General features: G+C 61.6%; 19 protein-coding genes. 6 read left to right on the top strand and 13 right to left on the bottom strand.

The window, feature by feature from the left end:
• Nucleotides 1–163 precede the first annotated feature (163 nt).
• The 4 genes from dapB to grpE all read right to left on the bottom strand — a co-directional run bounded on the left by dapB (nt 164) and on the right by grpE (nt 4,863).
• Nucleotides 164–967, bottom strand: a complete 804-nt coding sequence (gene dapB, locus CXP40_RS21500) for a 4-hydroxy-tetrahydrodipicolinate reductase (RefSeq protein ID WP_106735379.1) — start codon at nt 965–967, stop codon at nt 164–166.
• Nucleotides 968–1,014: 47 nt separating this feature from the next.
• Nucleotides 1,015–2,142 carry a molecular chaperone DnaJ gene (dnaJ, locus tag CXP40_RS21495; protein WP_092377437.1) on the bottom strand — a complete coding sequence of 376 codons (1,128 nt, stop codon included), beginning with the start codon at nt 2,140–2,142 and terminating at the stop codon, nt 1,015–1,017.
• Between the two features lie 135 nt (nt 2,143–2,277).
• A complete protein-coding gene (gene dnaK / locus CXP40_RS21490) occupies nt 2,278–4,194 on the bottom strand; it encodes a molecular chaperone DnaK (protein ID WP_106735378.1) in 1,917 nt (638 codons plus the stop codon).
• Nucleotides 4,195–4,293: 99 nt separating this feature from the next.
• On the bottom strand, nt 4,294–4,863 hold the full coding sequence (gene grpE / locus CXP40_RS21485; RefSeq protein WP_106735377.1) for a nucleotide exchange factor GrpE: 570 nt from the start codon (nt 4,861–4,863) through the stop codon (nt 4,294–4,296).
• Nucleotides 4,864–5,021: 158 nt separating this feature from the next.
• Between grpE and recN the strand changes: the two genes are divergently transcribed.
• Nucleotides 5,022–6,698 (top strand): DNA repair protein RecN, encoded by a 1,677-nt coding sequence (recN, locus tag CXP40_RS21480; RefSeq protein WP_106735376.1) that lies wholly within the window; start codon nt 5,022–5,024, stop codon nt 6,696–6,698.
• Nucleotides 6,699–6,802: 104 nt separating this feature from the next.
• Here recN and fur read toward each other — a convergent pair whose 3' ends face one another.
• A complete protein-coding gene (gene fur / locus CXP40_RS21475) occupies nt 6,803–7,207 on the bottom strand; it encodes a ferric iron uptake transcriptional regulator (protein WP_003240531.1) in 405 nt (134 codons plus the stop codon).
• 94 nt (nt 7,208–7,301) lie between these two features.
• Here fur and CXP40_RS21470 point away from each other — a divergent pair, with 94 nt between their 5' ends.
• Complete coding sequence (locus tag CXP40_RS21470) at nt 7,302–7,820, top strand: outer membrane protein assembly factor BamE (RefSeq protein WP_099526113.1); 519 nt, start codon at nt 7,302–7,304, stop codon at nt 7,818–7,820.
• A gap of 79 nt (nt 7,821–7,899) precedes the next feature.
• Here CXP40_RS21470 and CXP40_RS21465 read toward each other — a convergent pair whose 3' ends face one another.
• The 3 genes from CXP40_RS21465 to CXP40_RS21455 are packed head-to-tail and all read right to left on the bottom strand — an operon-like array spanning nt 7,900 to nt 10,051.
• Complete coding sequence (locus CXP40_RS21465) at nt 7,900–8,220, bottom strand: RnfH family protein (RefSeq protein ID WP_106735375.1); 321 nt, start codon at nt 8,218–8,220, stop codon at nt 7,900–7,902.
• Nucleotides 8,213–8,647, bottom strand: coding sequence for a type II toxin-antitoxin system RatA family toxin (locus CXP40_RS21460; protein WP_106735374.1), 435 nt, complete (start codon nt 8,645–8,647; stop codon nt 8,213–8,215). Before CXP40_RS21460 ends, CXP40_RS21465 begins: the two co-directional genes overlap by 8 nt.
• On the bottom strand, nt 8,648–10,051 hold the full coding sequence (locus tag CXP40_RS21455; RefSeq protein WP_099526115.1) for a sodium-dependent transporter: 1,404 nt from the start codon (nt 10,049–10,051) through the stop codon (nt 8,648–8,650).
• A 127-nt stretch (nt 10,052–10,178) separates the two neighbouring features.
• Here CXP40_RS21455 and smpB point away from each other — a divergent pair, with 127 nt between their 5' ends.
• Entirely contained in the window at nt 10,179–10,661 is a 483-nt protein-coding gene (smpB, locus tag CXP40_RS21450; RefSeq protein WP_055987029.1) for an SsrA-binding protein SmpB, read from the top strand.
• A 56-nt stretch (nt 10,662–10,717) separates the two neighbouring features.
• Here smpB and CXP40_RS21445 read toward each other — a convergent pair whose 3' ends face one another.
• A complete protein-coding gene (locus CXP40_RS21445) occupies nt 10,718–11,485 on the bottom strand; it encodes an FCD domain-containing protein (protein WP_106735373.1) in 768 nt (255 codons plus the stop codon).
• A 295-nt stretch (nt 11,486–11,780) separates the two neighbouring features.
• Between CXP40_RS21445 and CXP40_RS21440 the strand changes: the two genes are divergently transcribed.
• From CXP40_RS21440 to dld, 3 genes are all read left to right on the top strand, one after another.
• Nucleotides 11,781–13,475, top strand: a complete 1,695-nt coding sequence (locus CXP40_RS21440; RefSeq protein ID WP_106735372.1) for an L-lactate permease — start codon at nt 11,781–11,783, stop codon at nt 13,473–13,475.
• A gap of 87 nt (nt 13,476–13,562) precedes the next feature.
• Nucleotides 13,563–14,702: an FMN-dependent L-lactate dehydrogenase LldD gene (gene lldD / locus CXP40_RS21435; RefSeq protein ID WP_099526119.1), complete on the top strand. Its 1,140-nt coding sequence runs from the start codon at nt 13,563–13,565 to the stop codon at nt 14,700–14,702.
• A 4-nt stretch (nt 14,703–14,706) separates the two neighbouring features.
• Nucleotides 14,707–16,419: a D-lactate dehydrogenase gene (dld, locus tag CXP40_RS21430; RefSeq protein ID WP_106735371.1), complete on the top strand. Its 1,713-nt coding sequence runs from the start codon at nt 14,707–14,709 to the stop codon at nt 16,417–16,419.
• A 199-nt stretch (nt 16,420–16,618) separates the two neighbouring features.
• Here dld and clpB read toward each other — a convergent pair whose 3' ends face one another.
• The 4 genes from clpB to CXP40_RS21410 all read right to left on the bottom strand — a co-directional run bounded on the left by clpB (nt 16,619) and on the right by CXP40_RS21410 (nt 21,324).
• A complete protein-coding gene (gene clpB / locus CXP40_RS21425) occupies nt 16,619–19,183 on the bottom strand; it encodes an ATP-dependent chaperone ClpB (RefSeq protein WP_106735370.1) in 2,565 nt (854 codons plus the stop codon).
• Between the two features lie 119 nt (nt 19,184–19,302).
• The gene (locus CXP40_RS21420) at nt 19,303–20,040 is read right to left on the bottom strand and encodes a nitroreductase family protein (RefSeq protein ID WP_106735369.1); all 738 of its coding nucleotides are present in this window, start codon (nt 20,038–20,040) and stop codon (nt 19,303–19,305) included.
• 134 nt (nt 20,041–20,174) lie between these two features.
• Nucleotides 20,175–20,660 carry a glutathione peroxidase gene (locus tag CXP40_RS21415; protein ID WP_106735368.1) on the bottom strand — a complete coding sequence of 162 codons (486 nt, stop codon included), beginning with the start codon at nt 20,658–20,660 and terminating at the stop codon, nt 20,175–20,177.
• 178 nt (nt 20,661–20,838) lie between these two features.
• Complete coding sequence (locus CXP40_RS21410; RefSeq protein WP_099526124.1) at nt 20,839–21,324, bottom strand: peptidylprolyl isomerase; 486 nt, start codon at nt 21,322–21,324, stop codon at nt 20,839–20,841.
• Between the last annotated feature and the right edge of the window lie 31 nt (nt 21,325–21,355).

The following is a 21,355-nucleotide window of genomic DNA, read 5'->3' as shown; positions in this document are numbered from 1 at the left end:
AAGCAAACGCAGGTTGTAAAAAAGCGGGATGACGTGTGAAGGTCATCCCGCTTTTTTATTTGAGCCATTCTGCGTAACTTTTAGTGGACACACTAAAACAGGAAGCTTACAGGAAAACCCTTTTTCGGTCCACCCGATAAGACGCCTCAGTCACACATTCGCATCAACGCAGGCCCAACACGTCCTGCATGTCGTAAAGCGCCGGCGAACGCTGCTGCAGCCACAGCGCAGAACGCACTGCGCCCTTGGCGAAAGTCATGCGGCTGGAGGCCTTGTGCGTGATCTCGACACGCTCGCCATCGGCGGCGAACAGCACGGTGTGGTCACCCACCACGTCACCGGCACGCACGGTGGCGAAGCCAATGGTTTCACGCTCACGCGCACCGGTCTGACCTTCACGGCCGTAGACGGCGACCTTCTGCAGATCACGCCCCAGTGCATTGGCAACCACTTCGCCCATGCGCAGTGCGGTACCGGACGGTGCATCGACCTTGTGCCGATGGTGGGCTTCGATGATCTCGATATCCACGTCATCACCCAATACGCGAGCTGCAGTATCGAGCAACTTCAGGCACAGGTTGACTCCGACGCTGAAGTTGGCGGCGAAAACGATAGGGATCTGCCTGGCAGCTTCGCTGAGCTGCTGTTTCTCTTCTGGCGTGAAGCCCGTGGTGCCGATGACCATGGCCTTGCCCGCCTGACGGCAGACTTCCAGATTCTTCAGCGTCACCGACGGGTGAGTGAAGTCGATCAGCACGTCGAAATCATCGATCACGGCGCTCAGGTCGCCCGCCAGGGTTACCCCGATCTTGCCCAGACCGACCAGTTCACCAGCATCTGCACCGATCAGGCTGCTGTCAGCACGGTCGATGGCGGCACTGAGCTTGGCACCCTCGGCCTGACTGACGGCCTCGATCAGGGTCTTGCCCATACGCCCGGCGGCGCCCATCACTGCAATACGTTGCATACATCAGCTCCAAGCTGTCGCCCCGACATCACCGGGGCGCGTTGCGATTAAACGTCGCCGAAGAAGCGCTTCACGCCTTCGAACCAGCCACTGGCCTTGGGCGAGTGGGAATCGTCACCCTGCAGCGACTTGCGGAACTCCTCGAGCAGCTCGCGCTGACGCTTGTTCAGGTTGACCGGCGTTTCCACCGCCACCCGGCACATCAGATCGCCAGCCGCACCACCACGAACAGGCGCTACGCCCTTGCCACGCAGGCGGAACAGCTTGCCGGTCTGAGTACCTTCCGGGATCTTCAGCTTGACCCGACCATCGAGGGTCGGCACTTCCAGCTCGCCACCCAGTGCCGCATCGGCAAAGCTGATCGGTACTTCGCAGTACAGATGCTTGCCATCACGCTGGAAGATCGCATGCTCACGGACGTTGACCACCACATACAGGTCACCGGCCGGGCCGCCATGCGTGCCGGCCTCGCCCTCGCCAGACAGGCGAATGCGGTCACCGGTATCGACACCTGGCGGCACTTTGACCGACAGGGTCTTGCTCTCTTCCACGCGCCCCTGGCCATGACAGCTGCCGCATGGGTCGGTGATCATCTTGCCGCTGCCATGGCAGCGCGGGCAGGTCTGCTGCACGGAGAAGAAACCCTGCTGCATGCGCACCTGACCGATACCACCGCACGTGGTACAGGTGACCGGGCTGGTACCCTTCTTGGCACCCGAGCCATCGCAGGTCTTGCAACCGACCAGGGTCGGCACGCGGATGGTCACGGTGGTGCCGCGTACCGCTTCTTCCAGATCCAGCTCAAGGGTGTAGCGCAGATCCGAGCCGCGCTGGGCACCGCCACGCGAACCGCCGCGAGCACCGCCGAAGAAGTCGCTGAACACATCCCCGAAGATATCGGAGAAGTTGGCGCCGCCGAAACCAGCGCCACCACCGCCACCCATTTGCGGGTCGACCCCGGCGTGGCCGTATTGGTCGTATGCCGAACGCTTGGCCGCATCAGAAAGTACTTCGTAGGCCTCGTTGGCCTCCTTGAATTTCTCTTCGGCGTCTTTGTCGTCCGGGTTGCGGTCCGGGTGATATTTCATCGCCAGGCGCCGATAGGCCTTCTTCAGCTCGGCTTCGCTAGCGCCGCGCTCGACCCCCAGGATCTCGTAATAGTCACGTTTTGCCATAGTTGTGCTGCACTCTCAGATTCGTGAGCTCCAGATACGCCGACGCGGGAGAAGGCTCCCGCGCGGCGAATCCTGCCCGTCGCGAGCGACGGTGGAGCGTAAAGAAGAGGCGGCCTGCCGAGCAGGCAGCATCCCTTACTTGTTCTCCTTGACCTCTTCGAACTCAGCGTCGACCACGTCGTCACCGGCATCCTTGGCGTCGCCAGCGTCAGCCTGGGCGGCACCACCCTGCGGCTGCTCGGCATACATCTTCTGCGCCAGCGGCGTGGTGGCCTCGGACAGGGCGTTCATCTTGGCTTCGATGGCCTCCTTGTCGTCGCCTTTCACAGCCACTTCCAGTTCGCCAATGGCTTTCTCGATGGCCGCCTTCTCGTCGGCAGTGGCCTTGTCGCCTGCTTCGGTGAGCATCTTGCGAGTGGCGTGCACCAGCTGATCACCCTGGTTGCGTGCAGTGGCCAGCTCTTCGAACTTGCGATCTTCCTCGGCGTTGGCCTCGGCATCACGCACCATGCGCTCGATTTCTTCATCGGACAGACCGGAGTTGGCCTTGATCACGATGGACTGCTGCTTGCCAGTGGCCTTGTCCTTGGCGGACACGTGCAGGATGCCGTTGGCGTCGATATCGAAGGTCACTTCGATCTGCGGCACGCCACGCGGAGCCGGCGGAATCTCGGCCAGGTCGAACTTGCCCAGGGACTTGTTCTGGCCGGCCTGCTTGCGCTCACCCTGCAGCACGTGAATGGTCACGGCGCTCTGGTTGTCATCGGCAGTGGAGAACACCTGCGACTTCTTGGTCGGAATGGTGGTGTTCTTCTCGATCAGCGCAGTCATCACGCCGCCCATGGTTTCGATACCCAGGGTCAGCGGGGACACGTCCAGCAGCAGAACGTCCTTGACGTCACCGGCCAGAACGGCGCCCTGAATGGCAGCGCCCATGGCGACGGCTTCATCCGGGTTGACGTCCTTGCGCGGTTCCTTGCCGAAGAACTCGGTCACCAGCTTCTGCACCAGCGGCATGCGGGTCTGACCACCGACCAGAATCACATCGTTGATAGAACCGACGTCGACACCAGCATCTTTCAGCGCGATACGGCAAGGCTCGATGGTGCGCTGCACCAGATCCTCGACCAGCGATTCGAGCTTGGAGCGGGAGATCTTCACGTTCAGGTGCTTCGGACCGGTGGCATCTGCAGTGATATACGGCAGGTTGACGTCGGTCTGCTGGCTCGAGGACAGCTCGATCTTGGCTTTCTCGGCGGCTTCCTTCAGGCGCTGCATGGCCAGCGGGTCACCCTTGAGGTTCATGCCGGTTTCTTTCTTGAATTCGTCGACGAGGTAATCGATCAGACGAATGTCGAAGTCCTCACCACCGAGGAAAGTGTCGCCGTTGGTGGCCAGCACTTCGAACTGGTGCTCGCCATCGACTTCAGCGATCTCGATCACCGACACGTCGAAGGTACCGCCACCCAGGTCATAGACGATCACGGTGTGGTCGCCCTTGGCCTTGTCCATACCGTAGGCCAGCGCAGCCGCAGTCGGCTCGTTGATGATGCGCTTGACGTCCAGACCGGCAATACGACCAGCATCCTTGGTAGCCTGACGCTGGCTGTCGTTGAAGTAAGCCGGGACGGTGATCACCGCCTCGGTGACTGCTTCGCCGAGATAGTCTTCGGCGGTCTTCTTCATCTTCTTGAGAATTTCAGCCGAGATTTGCGGCGGCGCCATTTTCTGGCCGTTCACTTCGACCCAGGCGTCACCGTTGTCCGCCTTGGCGATCTTGTACGGCACCATCTGAATGTCTTTTTGCACGACTTCTTCGTCGAAACGACGACCGATCAGACGCTTCACCGCATACAGGGTGTTGTGCGGGTTGGTCACAGCCTGACGCTTGGCCGACTGACCGACGAGAATTTCACCGTCATTGGCATAAGCAATGATGGACGGCGTGGTACGAGCGCCTTCGGCGTTCTCGATTACCTTGACGTTGCCGTTTTCCAGAATGGAGACGCAGGAGTTGGTGGTCCCCAGGTCGATACCGATAATTTTGCCCATGAATGTTCTCCCGAAACTTTGATTTTTCCGTCGCCTCGCTTCTCAGGCGCCGGCAGCACTAAAACGCTTGACTTAAAAATGGGGTCGCTACAGCTGATTTCAAGCCTGCTCGTCGATACTCGGCGGCGGCGTGGTTGGTGCCTTGCTGACCACGACCATGGCCGGGCGCAGCAGGCGACCGTTGAGCAGATAGCCCTTCTGGAACACCTTGAGCACCGAATTAGGCTCGGCATGAATGCTCTCTTCCATGGCCATGGCCTGGTGGTGCTCCGGGTTGAACGGCGCGCCGTGCGGGTCGATGGCTTCCAGGTTGTAGCGAGCCAGCGTGTCGTGGAACAACTTGAGGGTCAGCTGCATACCTTCACGTACGGCCTTGATCGATACATCGTCAGGGCTGGACAGCTCCAGGCCACGCTCCAGGCTGTCGATTACCGGCAGCAGGTCGCCGGCAAATTTTTCCAGCGCAAACTTGTGCGCCTTTTCCACATCCTGCTCTGCGCGGCGACGCACGTTTTGTAGCTCGGCAGCCATGCGCAGCGACTGATCCTGCGCAGCGGCCAGTTGCTCTTCCAGCGTTTGCACGCGAGCAGCCAGATCGTCACTCGGCGCCACAGCATCCGCTGCCTGCGCTTCGGGATTCTGCGTATCCAGGGTCTGTTCGTCAGCCATGCCTTTCTCCTCTCGAAAAAACTGGCGCGATACCGGCTCGCGCTCCTGCCGCCTATATGGAGTCAATTCCACAGCTTTCAAGGGGCGATAGACGAGGATTGCCAGGAAAAGAAAAAACACTGTATAAATAACCAGACATCAATTCGGGAGCGTTCGCCATGCTGGTGCACCTGTCCATTCACAACTACGCCATCGTCGACCACCTGGATCTCGAGCTGGATGCCGGCATGAGCGCCATCAGCGGCGAGACCGGTGCCGGCAAGTCGATCATGCTCGACGCCCTCGGCCTGTGCCTGGGCGATCGCGCCGACAGCGGCGTGGTACGCCCAGGCAGTGACAAGGCGGACATTCTCGCCAGCTTTGACCTGGCGGACATTCCCGAAGCCCGCACCTGGCTTGCCGAGCGCGACCTTGACAACGACGGCCCGTGCATCCTGCGCCGGGTGATTACCGCCGAGGGCCGCTCGCGCGGCTATATCAATGGCAGCCCCTGTCCGCAGGCCGACCTCAAGGCTCTTGGCGACCTGATCATCGATATCCACAGCCAGCACGAACATCAGTCGCTGCTCAAGACCGACACCCATCGCCGCCTGCTCGACGAATACGCCGGCAGCCAGGACCTCGCACGCCAGGTGCAACTCGCAGCGCAACGTTGGAAGCAGACACGCAACGAACTTGAGCGCATCTCCAGCCAGAGCGACGAGCAGCGCGCCCGCCACCAGTTGCTCAGTTATCAACTGGAAGAACTGGAAAATCTGGCGCTGGGCGACAACGAGCTGGAACAGCTGGAACAGGAGCACAAGGCGCTGAGCAATGCTGAAGCGCTGCTCGCGGCCTGTCGCCAAGTGCTCGATTTGTGTAGCGAAAGCGATGCCGGCAACGTGCTGTCGGCGCTGACCGCCAGCCTCAACCGCCTGGGCGCCTTTGGTGGTCAGGGTGGCACCTTGAGCGAAGCCCGCAACTTGCTGGCCAGCGCGCAGATCCAGGTAGAGGAAGCAGTCGGCGAGCTGAACCGCTTCCTCGATCACTTCGACGCCGACCCAGAGCGTCAGCAGTTTCTCGAAGAACGCCTGGACACCATCTACACCCTGGCCCGCAAGCACCGTATTCAACCAGCCGAACTGGCCGCCCTGCAGCAGCAATTGTTCGATGAGATCGAAGGCCTGAATGCCGACGATCAGGCCAGCGAACGCCTGGCCGAGGAGCTGGTGGCTTATGAGCGCCACTACCAGGAGAAAGCAGCCGAGCTCAGCACTCTGCGCAGCAATGCTGCCGAGCGCCTGGCCGCAGCAGTAGAGCAGGAAATGCAGGCACTGGGCATGCCCGGCGGTCGCTTCAATATTCAACTCCAAGCCATGAGCAGCGAAGAACCACACGCAAGCGGCCTGGAGACAGTGGAATTTCTGGTCAGCGCCAACCCTGGTCAGCCGCTACGCGGCCTGGCCAAGGTGGCATCTGGCGGTGAACTGTCACGCATCAGCCTGGCGATTCAGGTGATCACCGCACAGACCTCGCGCGTACCGACCCTGGTATTCGACGAAGTGGACGTCGGTATCGGCGGCCCAACCGCAGAAGTGGTCGGCCAGCTGTTACGCCGCCTCGGCGAACGCGGGCAAGTGCTGTGCGTCACCCACTTGCCGCAAGTCGCAGCACAGGGCCACCAGCACCTGTTCGTGCACAAACGCCGCGGCGAAGACGCCACCTCTACCGCAGTGAGCAAGCTGGACGAGAGCGGCCGCGTCGAAGAGATCGCCCGCATGCTCGGTGGCGTCGACCTGACCGAGGAATCCCTGGCTCATGCGCGCAAGATGGTCACCAGCGCCCAGGCTGCGTGAGGCAACCTAGCGCGGATGCAATCCGGAAACCCTCGGATTACAACCGGACCATGGCAAAGCAAAAAGGCGACCCGAGGGTCGCCTTTTTGATTGCCGAAGAAGAATCAGCTCTTCTTGCGCACGTACAGCACCAGGTTGTGGTCAACCAGCTCGAAACCGTGCTCCTTGACGATCTCCTTCTGGCGCTTCTCGATCTCGGCGTCGAAAAATTCGATCACTTCGCCGGAGTCGACGCAGACCATATGGTCGTGATGGCCGCTGTCAGCCAGTTCGAATACGGCATGGCCGCCATCGAAGTTGTGACGCACCACCAGGCCAGCGGCCTCGAACTGAGTCAGGACGCGGTATACGGTGGCCAGGCCAACGTCTTCACCGGCCTCCATCAGCGCCTTGTAGACATCCTCCGCGCTCATGTGGCGGTGCTCGGCGTTATCCAGCATTTGCAGGATTTTGACTCGTGGCAGAGTCACCTTCAGTCCAGCTTTGCGCAGTTCGTTATTTTCAACCATGGTCTGCTTTCTCATGGATGCTGCTTCGCAGCACCCTTCAATACGGGTATGATCCGGGGTTCAAGTTGCCCAAGATAGTGGAAGTCACCCTCCGATGCAAAAAACCAAGCTCTTGCTGACCAGCCTGTCGCTGACCGGGCTCTTCGCACTCGCCGGTTGTTCATTCCCCGGGGTTTACAAGATCGACATTCAACAGGGCAATGTCGTGACACAGGACATGATAGACCAGCTGCGCCCGGGAATGACCCGACGCCAAGTGCGGTTTATCATGGGTAACCCGCTGATCACCGACACCTTCCATGCCGATCGCTGGGATTATCTGTACAGCATCCAGCCTGGCGGCCGTCAGCGCCTGCAGGAACGCGTTAGCCTGGTATTCGACGGCAGCGACCAACTGGTTGGCCTGGCCGGCGACTTCATGCCCGGCGTAAGCCGTGACCAGGCGATCATGGGCGAAGGCGGCGACACCAGCAGTGCCCAGCCGCAAGCCAAACCACAGGATGAAACGCCGCCAGCGCCCGGCTCGTTGCTGGAGCAGATCCAGCGCGAGGTGGATCAGGTCGAAACCGTCCCGGTACCGACACCTGAGCCGCTTGACACCAATCCGCAGTAATACGCGGACACTAAAAAGCCCGGACCGAATCCGGGCTTTTTAGCATCTGGCGCCTGGCTAGCCTACCGATTCGCCATCATCACGCCGGTTCTTCGCCCTCTTCCCTGGCCTTGGCTTTGGCCGCACGCTGCTTGCGTACTTCCTTCGGGTCGGCGATCAGCGGCCGATAGATCTCGACGCGCTCACCTTCCTCCAGCACTCGCTCTTCCGGTTTGCCTACCGCCTTGCCAAAAATGCCCAGCGGCGCCTGGCTCAGATCCAGTTCCGGAAAGAACTGCTGCATACCAGAACGCAGTGCGGCCTCACGCACCGTGGTGCCGGCCGGTACGGACAAGCGCAGCAGCTTCTGCCGCTCGGCAAGAGCGTAGACCACCTCAATGGCAATACTGGGCTTATCCATACAACTGCTTGGCTCGCTGGCAGAAGGCATCGACCATGGTATTGGCCGCCTGATTGAACAGCGGCCCCAGCGTGGCGCGCACCAGCGGCCCGGCGTAGTCGAAGGTCAGGTCCAGGCTGATCTTGCAGGCCTTGTCACCCAGCGCCTTGAACTCCCAGACACCATGGAGACTGGTGAAAGGTCCTTCCTGCAGATTCATCTCGATGCGCTGTCCAGGCTGCAGCACATTGCGCGTGACGAAGCGCTGACCGATGCTGCCTTTGGCCACTTCGAGGCTGGCCAGCATGTGCGTCTCGCTGACCTCCAATACCTCACTGGCGCGGCACCAGGGCAGAAACTGCGGGTAACCGGCAACATCGTTGACGAGATCAAACAGCGCCTGCGCCGGGTAAGGCAGCAAGGCCGAGCGCTGAATTCGAGTAGTCATTTACTTGCTCAGCTCCGCGATAAAGACGATCAGCACGCCGATTGGCGCCACGACGCGAATCAGCCAGAGTGCCAGATTGAACAGCAGCGGGCTTCTGATGGACAGCTCGTCACGCACAGCGTCACGGCTCAACACCCAGCCAGCGAACATGGCGAAAGCCAGACCGCCCAGCGGCAGCAGAATACGGCTGGTGAGGTAATCGATGCTGTCGAAGAACGTCTTGCCGCCTTCGGCGCCCCACTGCAGCAGATGGAAACCATCCTCGGCGAAAACGAAGAACTTGGCCTCAGCCCAGAGGTTGAACGACAGCACCGTACCCATCCCCACCAGCCAGCACAGCAGCGCCAGTGCGGCGGTTACCTGCGCGCGGCTGCGCCCGGTTTTCTCGACGAAGTAGGCCACCGCCGGCTCCAGCATGGAGATTGAGGAGCTCCATGCGGCAACGGCCACCAGTACGAAGAAGATCAACCCCATCACCTGACCGAAGGCGATATTGCCGAAGGCAATCGGCAGCGTGACGAACATCAGCCCCGGGCCACCACCCGGCTCCAGGCCAGCGGCAAAGACGATGGGGAACAGCGCCAGCCCCGCCGTCAACGCCACCAGGGTATCGAGCACACCAACGGTCAGTACCGTGGCGCCGATCGAAGCCTTCTTCGGCATGTAGGCGCCGTAGACCATGATCGAGCCGACACCCACGCTCAGGGTAAAGAACGCATGGCCCATGGCAGCGAGGATGCCGTCCTGCACCTTGCTCGGATCGAAATGAAAGAGGAAATCGAAACCTTCGCGGAAATGTCCGGTGGTGAAGCTGTAACCCAGCAGCACCAGCAGCAGCACGAACAGCAGCGGCATCATGATACGCAAGCTGCGCTCCAGGCCTGCCACCACGCCCTTGGCGATGACGAACGCGGTGATCAGCATGAACAGGCTGTGCCACAAGGTCAGGCGCCACGGGTCGGAAGTCAGGCCGCCGAACGCCGCACCTGCGCCATCGGCGCTGATACCGGTGAAGTCGCCACGCCCCATACCGATGATGTAATCCAGCGACCAACCCGCCACCACACTGTAGAAGGACAGAATCAGTAGCGCGGCGACCATCCCCATTAGCGCAGCCAGCGACCAGTGCTTCGAGGCTCCAGCTTCGATCGCCAGGCTCTTCATCGCATTGACCGGGCTCTGCCGGCCGCGGCGACCGATCATGGTTTCTGCCAGCATGATCGGCACACCCACCAGGGCAATGCAGAACAGGTACATGACGACGAACGCACCGCCGCCATAGACCCCAGTCATATAGGGGAATTTCCAGATATTGCCGAGACCGACTGCCGAGCCGGTCGCCGCCAGGATGAATACCCAGCGACTGGCCCAGGCACCGTGAATCGAAACTTTGTCGCTCGCCATTACGGCCAAGACCCCATACTGCGGGAAAAAAGATCGCACATTGTCGGAGATTAGCGGCATGGGCTCAAGTTTGGCTCGGTAACGCCCCATGGCGCAGGCGCGGACGACTCCCTATAATGCGCGCCCTATGGCTAAGCAAAAGAAACATCCTCAAGGCACCATCGCGCTTAACAAAAAGGCGCTGCATGACTATTTCATCGAACACAAGTTCGAGGCCGGCCTGGTGCTGTCCGGCTGGGAAGTGAAGAGCCTGCGTGCCGGCAAGGCACAGCTGGTCGACAGCTACGTGCTGCTCAAGGACGATGAAGCCTGGTTGATGGGCTGTCACATCACGCCCTTGAAAACCGCCAGCACTCACGTCATCGCCGACCCGACCCGCACGCGCAAGCTGCTGCTGAACAAGCGCGAGCTGGAAAAGCTGTTCGGCTCAGTACAGCAGAAGGGCTACACCGCCGTGGCACTGTCGCTGTACTGGAAGCAGCATCTGGTCAAATGCGAAATTGCCTTGGCCAAGGGCAAGAAAGACTTCGACAAGCGCCACACCGAGAAGGAACGTGACGCCGACCGCGAAGTTCAGCGCGCGATGCGCAGCAAGGGCAAGGAAGACTGAACATCCTCCCCACTTCGTAGCCCGGGTGATGATTGATCGCCTGGGCTCGTTGTTTCTTACAGGCCTAGCCGGCGCTGCGCACGCGCCACACGCTGGGCTTCCAGCTGCACTTCCGAGAGCACTTCCTGCACATAGTCGATGTGCTGGTTGGAAAGCTCGCGAGCATCCTCCGCGCGACCTTCGATGATCGCCTGATACAACGCGCGGTGCTGCCCGATCAGCATGTCGCGGGTCTCCTCACGCTGGGCATACATGCCGCCGATGTTGGTCACCACGTTGCGCTTGAGCAAGTCGAACAGACCACGGATGGTGTGCAGCAGCACCGCGTTATGACTGGCCTCGGCAATCGCCAGGTGAAAGCGCGCATCGGCCGCCCCCTCCTCGGCACGAGTCACCTTGCCGACTCGCGCGTAGCAATCCTGCAAGGCTTCGAACGCTTCGGTGAGGCGCTGCCGGTCGATATCGGTGGCGCGCCTGGCCGCGTAGTAGGCGCAGGAACCTTCCAGCGTATGGCGGAATTCCAGCAGGTCACGCTGGGCATCTTCCTTGTGCTCCAGCAGTTGCAGTAGCGGGTCGCTGAAAGTCGAGCCGAGCGATTCAGCTACATAGTTACCGCCACCCTGGCGACTGATCAGCAGCCCCTTGGCTACCAACTTCTGGATCGCTTCACGCAAGGACGGACGAGACACGCCGAACTGCTCGGCCAGCGCACGCTCTGCGGGCAGCCTCTCACCGGCACGCAAGGTGCCTTCGAGAATCATGGTTTCCAGTTGCGCGACGATGTCATCGGAGAGACGACGCTGCCGCACCTGACCTACTTCCATCACCGACATCTCCATTGGTTTGACCAGGCCGAAGGCCTCAGGAGGCAAGCCTATAGCGCGCCCTTTCGCTGAACAAGCAGGCACTCTACGACCAAAGTCTTAGCCACTCGATTTGACAGTCAATTGAGCAACTTTTAACCTGACCTCGCTTCATTGTAAATTGGTATTACCAATTTAACCAACAAGAACAACAAACCATCGAGGTCACGCCATGACAGCCCTACGCGCTGCAAGCCTGTTCGATCACGCCTCATCCCTGCCGCGCCCGCTGCGCGCTCGTGTGGAGTAAGACCCAATGTCCAACGGAATTCTCGCCCTGCTGGCGTTCTCGCCGATTCTGCTTGCTGCCGTTCTGCTGATCGGCCTGCGCTGGCCGGCCAAACACGCCATGCCTCTGGTCTACCTGGTGACTGCCGCCGTCGGTCTGTTCGCCTGGGACATGACCCTCAATCGTGTCCTGGCCTCCACCCTGCAAGGCTTGTTGATCACTCTCGGCCTGCTGTGGATCATTTTCGGCGCCATCCTGCTACTGAACACCCTCAAGCACTCTGGCGGCATCACCGCCATCCGTGCCGGCTTCACCACCATCAGTCCTGACCGCCGCATCCAGGCCATCATCATCGCCTGGTTGTTCGGCTGCTTCATCGAGGGTGCCTCGGGCTTCGGTACGCCGGCCGCCATCGCTGCCCCGCTGCTGGTGGCCATCGGTTTTCCGGCCATGGCCGCCGTGTTGATGGGCATGCTGGTACAAAGCACGCCGGTCTCCTTCGGCGCCGTCGGTACGCCGATCATCGTCGGCCTCAATACCGGCCTGGACACGGTCACCATCGGTGCGCAGCTGGTCGAGCAGGGTTCGTCCTGGGCGCAGTTCCTGCAATTGATCACCAGTGAAGTGGCCATCATCCATGCCACCGTCGGCGTGGTCATGCCGGTCATCATGGCAATGATGCTGACCCGTTTCTTCGGTCAGGAGAAAAGCTGGAAAGCCGGTCTGGAAGTGCTGCCGTTCGCGATCTTCGCCGGGCTGGCCTTCGTCGTGCCGTACGTTTTCACCGGCGTCTTCCTCGGCCCGGAATTCCCATCGCTGCTGGGCGGCCTGATCGGCCTGGCCATCGTCACCAGCGCCGCCCGCTTCGGCTTCCTGGTGCCGAAAAAGACCTGGGACTTCGCCCCGGCGGACAAGTGGCCGAGCGAATGGCTGGGCACCGTCGAGATGAAGCTGGACGAACTGACCGCCAAACCGATGAGCGCACTGCGCGCCTGGCTGCCCTATGTGCTGGTCGGCGCACTGCTGGTGATCAGCCGTGTGTTCCCGGAAGTAGGCAACGCGCTGAAGGCCGTGGTGGTGAACTTCCCGGACCTGCTCGGCGAAGCCGGCGTCAGCGCCAACTTCCAACCCCTGTACCTGCCGGGCGGCATTCTGGTCGCCGTGGTTCTGGCCACGTTCTTCCTGCATGGCATGAAGGCGCGTGACCTGGGCAAGGCGGTGAAAGAGTCATCCAGCGTATTGCTTAGCGCCGGTTTCGTGCTGCTGTTCACAGTGCCGATGGTGCGTATCCTGATCAACTCCGGCGTGAATGGTGCAGAACTGGCCAGCATGCCGATCCTCATGGCGCGCTGGGTGGCCGACAGCGTTGGCGGCATCTATCCGCTACTGGCCCCGAGCATCGGTGCCCTGGGCGCCTTCATCGCTGGCTCCAACACCGTCAGCAACATGATGTTCAGCCAGTTCCAATTCGGCGTGGCCAGCAGCCTGGGTATTTCCAGCGCTCTGATCGTCGCGGTCCAGGCCGTGGGTGCCGCCGCCGGCAACATGGTGGCGATCCATAACGTGGTTGCAGCCTCGGCTACCGTTGGCCTGCTCGGCCGCGAAGGCAGTACCCTGCGCAAGACCATCTGGCCGACGCTTTACTACCTGCTGTTTACCGGCATCATCGCGATGGTCGCGATCTACGTGCTGGGCGTCAGCGATCCGCTGATGACTCACTGATCGATTGGTAGTGAACGAACGCCCCGACATCGTCGGGGCATTTGCCATCAGGCTACGCTTCCCCTTTTTAAGCAACAGGATGAGCCCATGATCATTTCTGCCTCGACCGACTACCGCGCTGCCGCTCAACGCAAGCTGCCGCCCTTCCTGTTCCACTACGCCGATGGCGGCGCTTACGCCGAACACACGCTGCGCCGCAATGTCGCTGATCTGTCGGACATCGAACTGCGCCAGCGCGTGCTGAAGAACATGTCCGAACTGGACCTGTCCACCGAGCTGTTCGGCGAGAAGATGTCGATGCCGGTCGGCCTGGCACCGGTTGGCCTGACCGGCATGTTCGCTCGCCGTGGCGAAGTTCAGGCGGCCAAGGCAGCAGCGGCCAAGGGTATTCCCTTCACCCTGTCCACCGTGTCGGTGTGCCCGATCGAGGAAGTGGCACCGGCCATCGACCGACCGATGTGGTTCCAGCTCTACGTGCTGAAAGATCGCGGCTTCATGAAGAACGCCCTGGAGCGCGCCAAGGCCGCCGGCTGCTCGACGCTGGTATTCACCGTCGACATGCCCGTGCCCGGTGCCCGCTACCGTGACGCCCACTCCGGCATGAGCGGCCCGAACGCCGCACTGCGCCGCATGCTGCAAGCGATGACTCACCCGCAGTGGGCCTGGGATGTCGGTCTGATGGGCAAACCGCATGACCTGGGCAATATCTCCGCTTACCGCGGCAACCCGACTGGCCTGGCCGACTACATCGGCTGGCTGGGCGCCAACTTCGATCCGTCGATCTCCTGGAAGGACCTGGAATGGATCCGCGACTTCTGGGACGGCCCGATGGTGATCAAGGGCATTCTCGACCCGGAAGACGCCCGCGATGCGGTAACTTTCGGCGCCGACGGCATCATCGTTTCCAACCATGGCGGTCGTCAGCTCGACGGCGTGCTGTCCAGCGCCCGCGCCTTGCCGGCCATCGCCGATGCGGTCAAGGGTGACCTGAAAATCCTCGCCGACTCCGGTATCCGCACCGGCCTCGACGTAGTGCGGATGATCGCCCAGGGCGCCGACACCGTGCTGCTCGGTCGTGCCTTCCTCTATGCCCTGGCCGCTGCCGGTGGTGCGGGCGTGAGCAACCTGCTCGACCTGATCGAGAAGGAAATGCGCGTAGCCATGGTGCTGACTGGCGCCAAGTCCATCGCCGAAATCACCTCGGACCTGCTGGTAAAGGAGCGCTGAACCAATGACCGCTGCGGCCTCCATCACCCGCGACGCCCTGCTGACGCAGATGCGCCAGATCGTCGGCAGCAGTCATGTGCTGACCGACGCACAAAGCACGCGGCGCTTCCGCAAGGGCCATCGCACGGGCGAGGGCAACGTCCTGGCCGTGGTACGCCCCGCTTCGCTGCTGGAGCAGTGGCGCATCCTGCAGGCGGCAGTGGCGGCCGACCGCATCGTCATCATGCAGGCAGCCAATACCGGCCTGACCGGAGGCTCGACCCCGGATGGCGCCGACTACGACCGCGAGATCGTGCTGATCAGCACCCTGCGCATCACCGGCGTACAACTGATCAACGATGGTCAGCAGGTGGTGTGCCTGCCGGGCGCGACCCTGGATCGCCTGGAACAGGCCCTGGCACCACTGAATCGCGAACCGCATTCGGTGATCGGCTCGTCCTGTATCGGCGCATCGGTACTCGGCGGTATCTGCAACAACTCCGGCGGCGCCCTGGTGCGTCGCGGCCCGGCTTATACCGAACTGGCGCTGTACGCTCAGGTAAAGGATGACGGCTCGCTGGAGCTGGTCAACCATCTGGGCATCGAGCTGGGCAACGACCCGGAGGAAATTCTCACCCGCCTGCAGAACGGCGACTACACGCCGCAGCAGGTACGCAACGAGGACACCGCCAAGGCCTCCGATGCGCGCTACGGCGAGCATGTGCGCGACGTTGATGCCGATACCCCGGCGCGCTTCAACGCCGACCCGTCGCGCCTGTTCGAAGCCTCCGGTTCGGCTGGCAAGTTGTGCCTGTTCGCCGTGCGCCTGGACACCTTCCCGAAAGAGCCGAGCACGGTGTTCTACATCGGCAGCAACGACCCGCACGACCTCACCGAAGTGCGCCGCCACCTGCTGGCCAAGCTGCCGCGCCTGCCGATTGCCGGGGAATACATCCATCGCACGGCATTCGACATCGGCGAGAAGTACGGCAAGGACACCTTCCTGGTGATCGACAAATTCGGCACGTCCAAGGTGCCGGCCGCCTTCGCCATGAAGAGCCGCGTGGACGGTTTCTTCGAGCGCTTCGGCCTGCGTGGCGTGACCGACAAGGTGATCCAGGCCCTGATGAACCTGCTGCCCAGCCACCTGCCGCCACGTATGCGTGAGTACCGTGACCGTTTCGAGCATCACCTGCTGGTGCGCGTATCCAACGACACGCTGGAACAGACCCGCAGCTTCCTGACCGAGTATTTCAATGGCAGTGACAGCGGTGCCTATTTCGAGTGCGATGCCGATGAGGGGCGCAAAGCCTTCCTGCATCGTTTTGCCGTGGCCGGCGCCGCGATCCGATACCGCGAGTCGCATCGCAGCAGTGTCGAGGACATCCTCGCCCTGGACATCGCTCTGCGCCGTAACGACCGTGAATGGGTCGAGACGCTGCCGCAGGAGATGGAAGAGCAGATCATCCACAAGCTCTACTACGGGCACTTCTTCTGCCATGTGTTCCACCAGGACTATATCGTCAAGAAGGGCATCGACCCGATCGCTATGGAACACCGCATGTGGAAGCTGCTGGACGCTCGCCAAGCCGAGTATCCGGCCGAGCACAACGTTGGCCACCTGTACGTGGCCAAGCCGGCGCTGGCCGGTTTCTACCGCGAACTCGACCCGACCAACACCTTCAACCCTGGCATCGGCCATACCTCGAAGAAGAAGCATTGGGGCAATTGCTGCTAAGACGCTGAATCCGCTATTACGGATGTGGGAGGCGCTTCAGCGGCGACGTTCGCGGCTGAAGCCCCTCCCACAATAGTTCTGCTGCACCGTAGCCCGGATGCAATCCGGGAAACCCTGACGCCGACTCCCCGGATTTCATCCGGGCTACAAAAGCAAAGGCCCGCCGATTTGGCGGGCCTTCTTTTTACATTGAGCGCGATCAGGCGAATACGATTTCTTCGCCATCGACCCTGGCATGCACCACCGCACCGGGCGCGAAGGAGCCAGCCAGGATCTGCTGCGCCAGCGGGTTCTCGATCCAACGCTGGATCGCACGCTTGAGCGGACGTGCGCCATACACCGGGTCGTAACCGACGGCGATCAGCTTGTCGAGCGCCTCCGGCGTCAGCTCCAGGCTCAGCTCACGCTCGGCCAGACGACCACGCAGACGCTGCAACTGGATTTCAGCAATGCCGGCGATCTGCTCACGGCCCAGCGGCTCGAACACCACCACTTCGTCGATGCGGTTGATGAACTCGGGACGGAAGTGGCTGCTCACCGCATCCATCACCGCCGCGCGCTGCGCTTCCTTGTCGCCCACCAGCTCCTGAATCTGCGCCGAGCCGAGGTTGGAGGTCATCACGATCACCGTGTTCTTGAAGTCCACGGTGCGGCCATGGCTGTCAGTCAGGCGACCGTCTTCCAGTACCTGCAGCAGCACGTTGAACACATCCGGGTGCGCCTTCTCGACTTCGTCCATCAGCACCACCGAATAGGGTTTGCGGCGCACGGCCTCGGTCAGATAACCGCCCTCTTCGTAACCTACGTAGCCGGGCGGTGCACCAATCAGGCGGGCAACGCTGTGCTTCTCCATGAACTCGGACATATCGATGCGCACCAGCGCCTCTTCGGTGTCGAAGAGGAACTCGGCCAGCGCCTTGCACAGCTCGGTCTTGCCCACCCCGGTCGGGCCGAGGAATAGGAACGAACCACTCGGACGGTTCGGGTCAGCCAGACCGGCACGCGAACGGCGCACTGCGTTGGAGACAGCTACCACCGCCTCATCCTGGCCGATAACGCGCTGGTGCAGCAAACCTTCCATCTTCAGCAATTTTTCGCGCTCACCTTCGAGCATCTTGCTCACCGGAATGCCCGTCCACTTGGACACGACCTCGGCGATCTCCTCGTCGGTGACCTTGCTGCGCAACAACTGGTTCTCAGCCTTGCCATGCTGGTCGACCATCTGCAGGCTGCGCTCCAGATCCGGAATGATGCCGTACTGCAGTTCGGCCATACGCTGCAGGTCGGACTTACGCCGCGCTGCCTCGAGATCGGCCTTGGCCTGCTCGATCTTCTGCTGGATCTGCGCCGAACCCTGCACCTCGGCCTTCTCCGACTTCCAGATTTCATCCAGGTCGGCGTATTCCTTCTCCAGCCGGGCGATGTCTTCCTTGAGCTTTTCGAGGCGTTTGAGCGCTGCGTCGTCGTCTTCCTTCTTCAGCGCCTCGCGCTCGATTTTCAGCTGGATCAGACGACGATCCAGGCGATCGAGCTCCTCGGGCTTGGAATCGATCTCCATGCGGATGCGGCTGGCCGCCTCGTCGATCAGGTCGATGGCCTTGTCCGGCAACTGGCGGTCGGTGATGTAGCGATGGCTGAGCTTGGCCGCGGCGATGATCGCGCCGTCGGTGATGGTCACACCGTGGTGCACCTCGTAACGCTCTTTCAGGCCACGCAGAATGGCGATGGTGTCTTCCTCGCTCGGCTCATCCACCAGTACCTTCTGGAAGCGGCGTTCCAGCGCGGCGTCCTTCTCGATGAACTGGCGGTACTCATCCAGGGTGGTGGCGCCCACACAGTGCAGCTCCCCACGAGCCAGAGCCGGCTTGAGCATGTTGCCGGCGTCCATGGCGCCCTCGGCCTTGCCGGCGCCGACCATGGTATGCAGCTCGTCGATGAACAGGATGATGCGCCCTTCCTGCTTGCCCAGTTCGTTGAGCACCGCCTTGAGGCGCTCCTCGAACTCACCGCGGAACTTGGCGCCGGCGATCAGCGAGCCCATGTCCAGCGACAGCAGGCGCTTGTCCTTCAGGCCATCCGGCACTTCGCCATTGATGATGCGCTGGGCCAGGCCTTCGGCGATGGCGGTCTTGCCCACACCGGGTTCGCCGATCAGTACCGGGTTGTTCTTGGTCCGGCGCTGCAGGACCTGGATGGTGCGGCGGATCTCGTCGTCACGGCCGATCACCGGGTCGAGCTTGCCTTCTTCGGCGCGCTTGGTCAGGTCGACGGTGTACTTGTCCAGCGCCTGCCGCGATTCCTCGACATTGGGGTCGTTAACGGCCTGGCCGCCGCGCAGGTTGGCGATGGCATTTTCAAGGGCCTTCTTCGATACACCCTGGCCAAGCAGCAGCTTGCCTAGTTTGCTGCTCTCGTCCATGGCAGCGAGCAGCACCAGCTCGCTGGAAATGAACTGGTCGCCCTTCTGCTGTGCCAGACGGTCGGCCTGATTGAGCAGACGGGCCAGGTCCTGCGACAGGTTGATGTCGCCCGTGGGGTTCTGCAGCTTGCCAAGTTGGTCCAGTTCACGGGTCAGGCCCTGACGCAGGCTGTTGATGTCGAAGCCGACCTGCATCAGCAGCGGCTTGATCGAACCGCCCTGTTGCTCGAGCAGCGCCTGCATCAAGTGCAGCGGCTCGATGGCGGCATGATCCATGCCCACCGCCAGGGATTGGGCATCGGAGAGTGCAAGTTGCAGCTTGCTGGTCAAACGATCGATACGCATAAATGTCCTTCCTCCAGAATGGCGAGCCGGGACAACTTCCCCGAGAAAAGAAACTCGCTGAGATGCAGACTAGATAAGGACGATTACGCCGTATTCAAGATGTGGCGACTTGATCCAGATCAGCGCCAGGTGACGTGCTGTTCCAGCGGAAAGCGCAGACGCGGGTTGTAGATGCCCTTCTCGCCCTGACGCCCAACGGCCAGCAGCATGATGGGGATGGCCTGGCGCGGGATATCCAGCACACGACGCAAACGCGGCTCGTCGAAGCCCTCCATCGGGCAAGTGGCATAGCCGTGACTCTGGAAGGCGAGCATCAGGTTCTCCGCCGCCAGCGCCGTGGACTTCACCGCCCACAGGCGCATATCAGCCTTGCTGTTGGGCTTGCGCATCAGCGGCTTGCGCAACCCCATCAGCCGCACCAGTTGGCGCTTGAACATACCGAGTAGGCCCAGCGGCCCCTGGTTGTACTGAAACGGCGCGGTCTTGCTGTAGAAGCGGCGGATACGCGCCGGCACCTCGGTCTCCGGCCAGTAATCGATGACGTTGCGGCAGGCCTGACGCCAGGTGTCCGGGCGCGCCAGCACGGCAATAATCAAAGGCGCACGCGCAGCGTTCTGGCTCATGCAGACCGGGTGCAGCTGCGCCAGCAGCGACGGGTCGCGAATCACCTGGAAACTCCAGGGCTGCAGGTTGCAGGAGTTCGGCGCCAGCACGGCCAGTTCCAGGCAATCGCGGATCACCGCGTCCGGCACCAGCTCAGGGGTGAAACGGCGCACTGCACGGCGACTTTCGATCAGTGCACGCAACTCACCCGGTGAGGCCATGGCAGGCGGTTGCTCGTTGGGAAAGCTGGTCATGGGCGCACTCCTCGGCAGGTCGGCCGATTAAGCAAGCGGATGACGATGAGAACAAGGGTGCAAGGGGAAATGGCCGGGAATTTGGCCGATTAGCCTCACCTGCGCCCAGAATAGCGAGCGCAGGCGTTGCTACTTCAGAGGCCCAGGGCTTTTTCGATGGCCTGGATCAAGGCCGGATCGTCCGGCGTGGTACGCGGAGAGAAACGCGCCAGCACACGACCGTCCTGGCCGACCAGAAATTTCTCGAAGTTCCAGGTGATATCACCGGGAAACTCGGCTCCCTCACCGGCCAGCAGGCGATAGAGCGGGTGACGAGCAGGGCCGTTGACCTCCAGTTTGCTGCCCAGCGGAAAGCTCACGCCGTAGTTGAGGCTGCAGAACGAACGGATCTCGTCCTCGCTGCCAGGCTCCTGGCCGGCGAACTGGTTGCACGGCACACCAAGCACGGTGAAACCATTGCCCTTGTACTGTTGATAGAGTTTTTCCAGCCCGGCGTATTGAGGGGTCAGGCCGCACTTGGAGGCGACGTTGACCACTAGCACTACTTGGCCCTTGTAGGGCGCCAACGGCAGTTCCTGACCGTCCAACGCACGCAGATTGAGATCGTGAAAAGCACTCATGACGAACTTCCTCAGCGAATTCAGTGCAACGGGCGCACGGCCCGGTAAATCCTGGAAGCGGCTGCAAGCGCACAGACCGCCATGCATGAAAAAGGCGCCCTGAGGCGCCTTTATCGCAAGCTTGAGCTTAGCAGCGGTTGCTCCACTCGGAACGACCGCAAGTCGCCTGACAGGCAACTTAGTGGTGGTGACCACCTTCGCCATGGATGTGACCGTGGGCCACTTCTTCTTCGCTGGCGTCACGCACGGCCACGACCTTGACCTTGAAGTTCAGGCGCTGGCCGGCCAGCGGGTGGTTGCCGTCGACAGTCACGTCGTCGCCGTCGATATCGCGGATGGTAACGATCTGCATGCTGCCGTCCGGGCCCGAAGCGTGGAACTGCATACCCACTTCCAGGGTGTCGACGCCTTCGAACATGGCGCGGCTCAGGGTCGCGACCAGCTCGGCGCTGTATTCACCGTAGGCTTCTTCCGGCTCGACGGAAACGTCCAGCTCATCGCCAACCTGCTTGCCAACCAGGGCCTTCTCGAGACCGGCGATGATATTGCCGGCACCATGCAGATAGACCAGCGGCGCGCCGCCAGTGGAGCTGTCGATCACCTCACCGGCATCGTTGGTCAGGGTATAGTCGATGGAGACGGCCTTGTTGGCGGCGATCAGCATGGGGAGACCTTTTGCGAAAGATAAATGAACG

Source organism: Pseudomonas sp. YY-1 (assembly GCF_002843095.1).
Taxonomy (GTDB): domain Bacteria; phylum Pseudomonadota; class Gammaproteobacteria; order Pseudomonadales; family Pseudomonadaceae; genus Aquipseudomonas; species Aquipseudomonas sediminis_A.
The sequence above is the reverse complement of the archived record's forward strand: the minus strand, read 5'-3'. Positions and strand labels throughout refer to the sequence as shown.

Coding starts and splice junctions, on each gene's coding strand:
- dapB (WP_106735379.1), bottom strand. CDS start 967: ATGCAACGTATTGCAGTGATGGGCGCCGCCGGGCGTATGGGCAAGACC.
- dnaJ (WP_092377437.1), bottom strand. CDS start 2,142: ATGGCAAAACGTGACTATTACGAGATCCTGGGGGTCGAGCGCGGCGCT.
- dnaK (WP_106735378.1), bottom strand. CDS start 4,194: ATGGGCAAAATTATCGGTATCGACCTGGGGACCACCAACTCCTGCGTC.
- grpE (WP_106735377.1), bottom strand. CDS start 4,863: ATGGCTGACGAACAGACCCTGGATACGCAGAATCCCGAAGCGCAGGCA.
- recN (WP_106735376.1), top strand. CDS start 5,022: ATGCTGGTGCACCTGTCCATTCACAACTACGCCATCGTCGACCACCTG.
- fur (WP_003240531.1), bottom strand. CDS start 7,207: ATGGTTGAAAATAACGAACTGCGCAAAGCTGGACTGAAGGTGACTCTG.
- CXP40_RS21470 (WP_099526113.1), top strand. CDS start 7,302: ATGCAAAAAACCAAGCTCTTGCTGACCAGCCTGTCGCTGACCGGGCTC.
- CXP40_RS21465 (WP_106735375.1), bottom strand. CDS start 8,220: ATGGATAAGCCCAGTATTGCCATTGAGGTGGTCTACGCTCTTGCCGAG.
- CXP40_RS21460 (WP_106735374.1), bottom strand. CDS start 8,647: ATGACTACTCGAATTCAGCGCTCGGCCTTGCTGCCTTACCCGGCGCAG.
- CXP40_RS21455 (WP_099526115.1), bottom strand. CDS start 10,051: ATGGCGAGCGACAAAGTTTCGATTCACGGTGCCTGGGCCAGTCGCTGG.
- smpB (WP_055987029.1), top strand. CDS start 10,179: ATGGCTAAGCAAAAGAAACATCCTCAAGGCACCATCGCGCTTAACAAA.
- CXP40_RS21445 (WP_106735373.1), bottom strand. CDS start 11,485: ATGGAAGTAGGTCAGGTGCGGCAGCGTCGTCTCTCCGATGACATCGTC.
- CXP40_RS21440 (WP_106735372.1), top strand. CDS start 11,781: ATGTCCAACGGAATTCTCGCCCTGCTGGCGTTCTCGCCGATTCTGCTT.
- lldD (WP_099526119.1), top strand. CDS start 13,563: ATGATCATTTCTGCCTCGACCGACTACCGCGCTGCCGCTCAACGCAAG.
- dld (WP_106735371.1), top strand. CDS start 14,707: ATGACCGCTGCGGCCTCCATCACCCGCGACGCCCTGCTGACGCAGATG.
- clpB (WP_106735370.1), bottom strand. CDS start 19,183: ATGCGTATCGATCGTTTGACCAGCAAGCTGCAACTTGCACTCTCCGAT.
- CXP40_RS21420 (WP_106735369.1), bottom strand. CDS start 20,040: ATGACCAGCTTTCCCAACGAGCAACCGCCTGCCATGGCCTCACCGGGT.
- CXP40_RS21415 (WP_106735368.1), bottom strand. CDS start 20,660: ATGAGTGCTTTTCACGATCTCAATCTGCGTGCGTTGGACGGTCAGGAA.
- CXP40_RS21410 (WP_099526124.1), bottom strand. CDS start 21,324: ATGCTGATCGCCGCCAACAAGGCCGTCTCCATCGACTATACCCTGACC.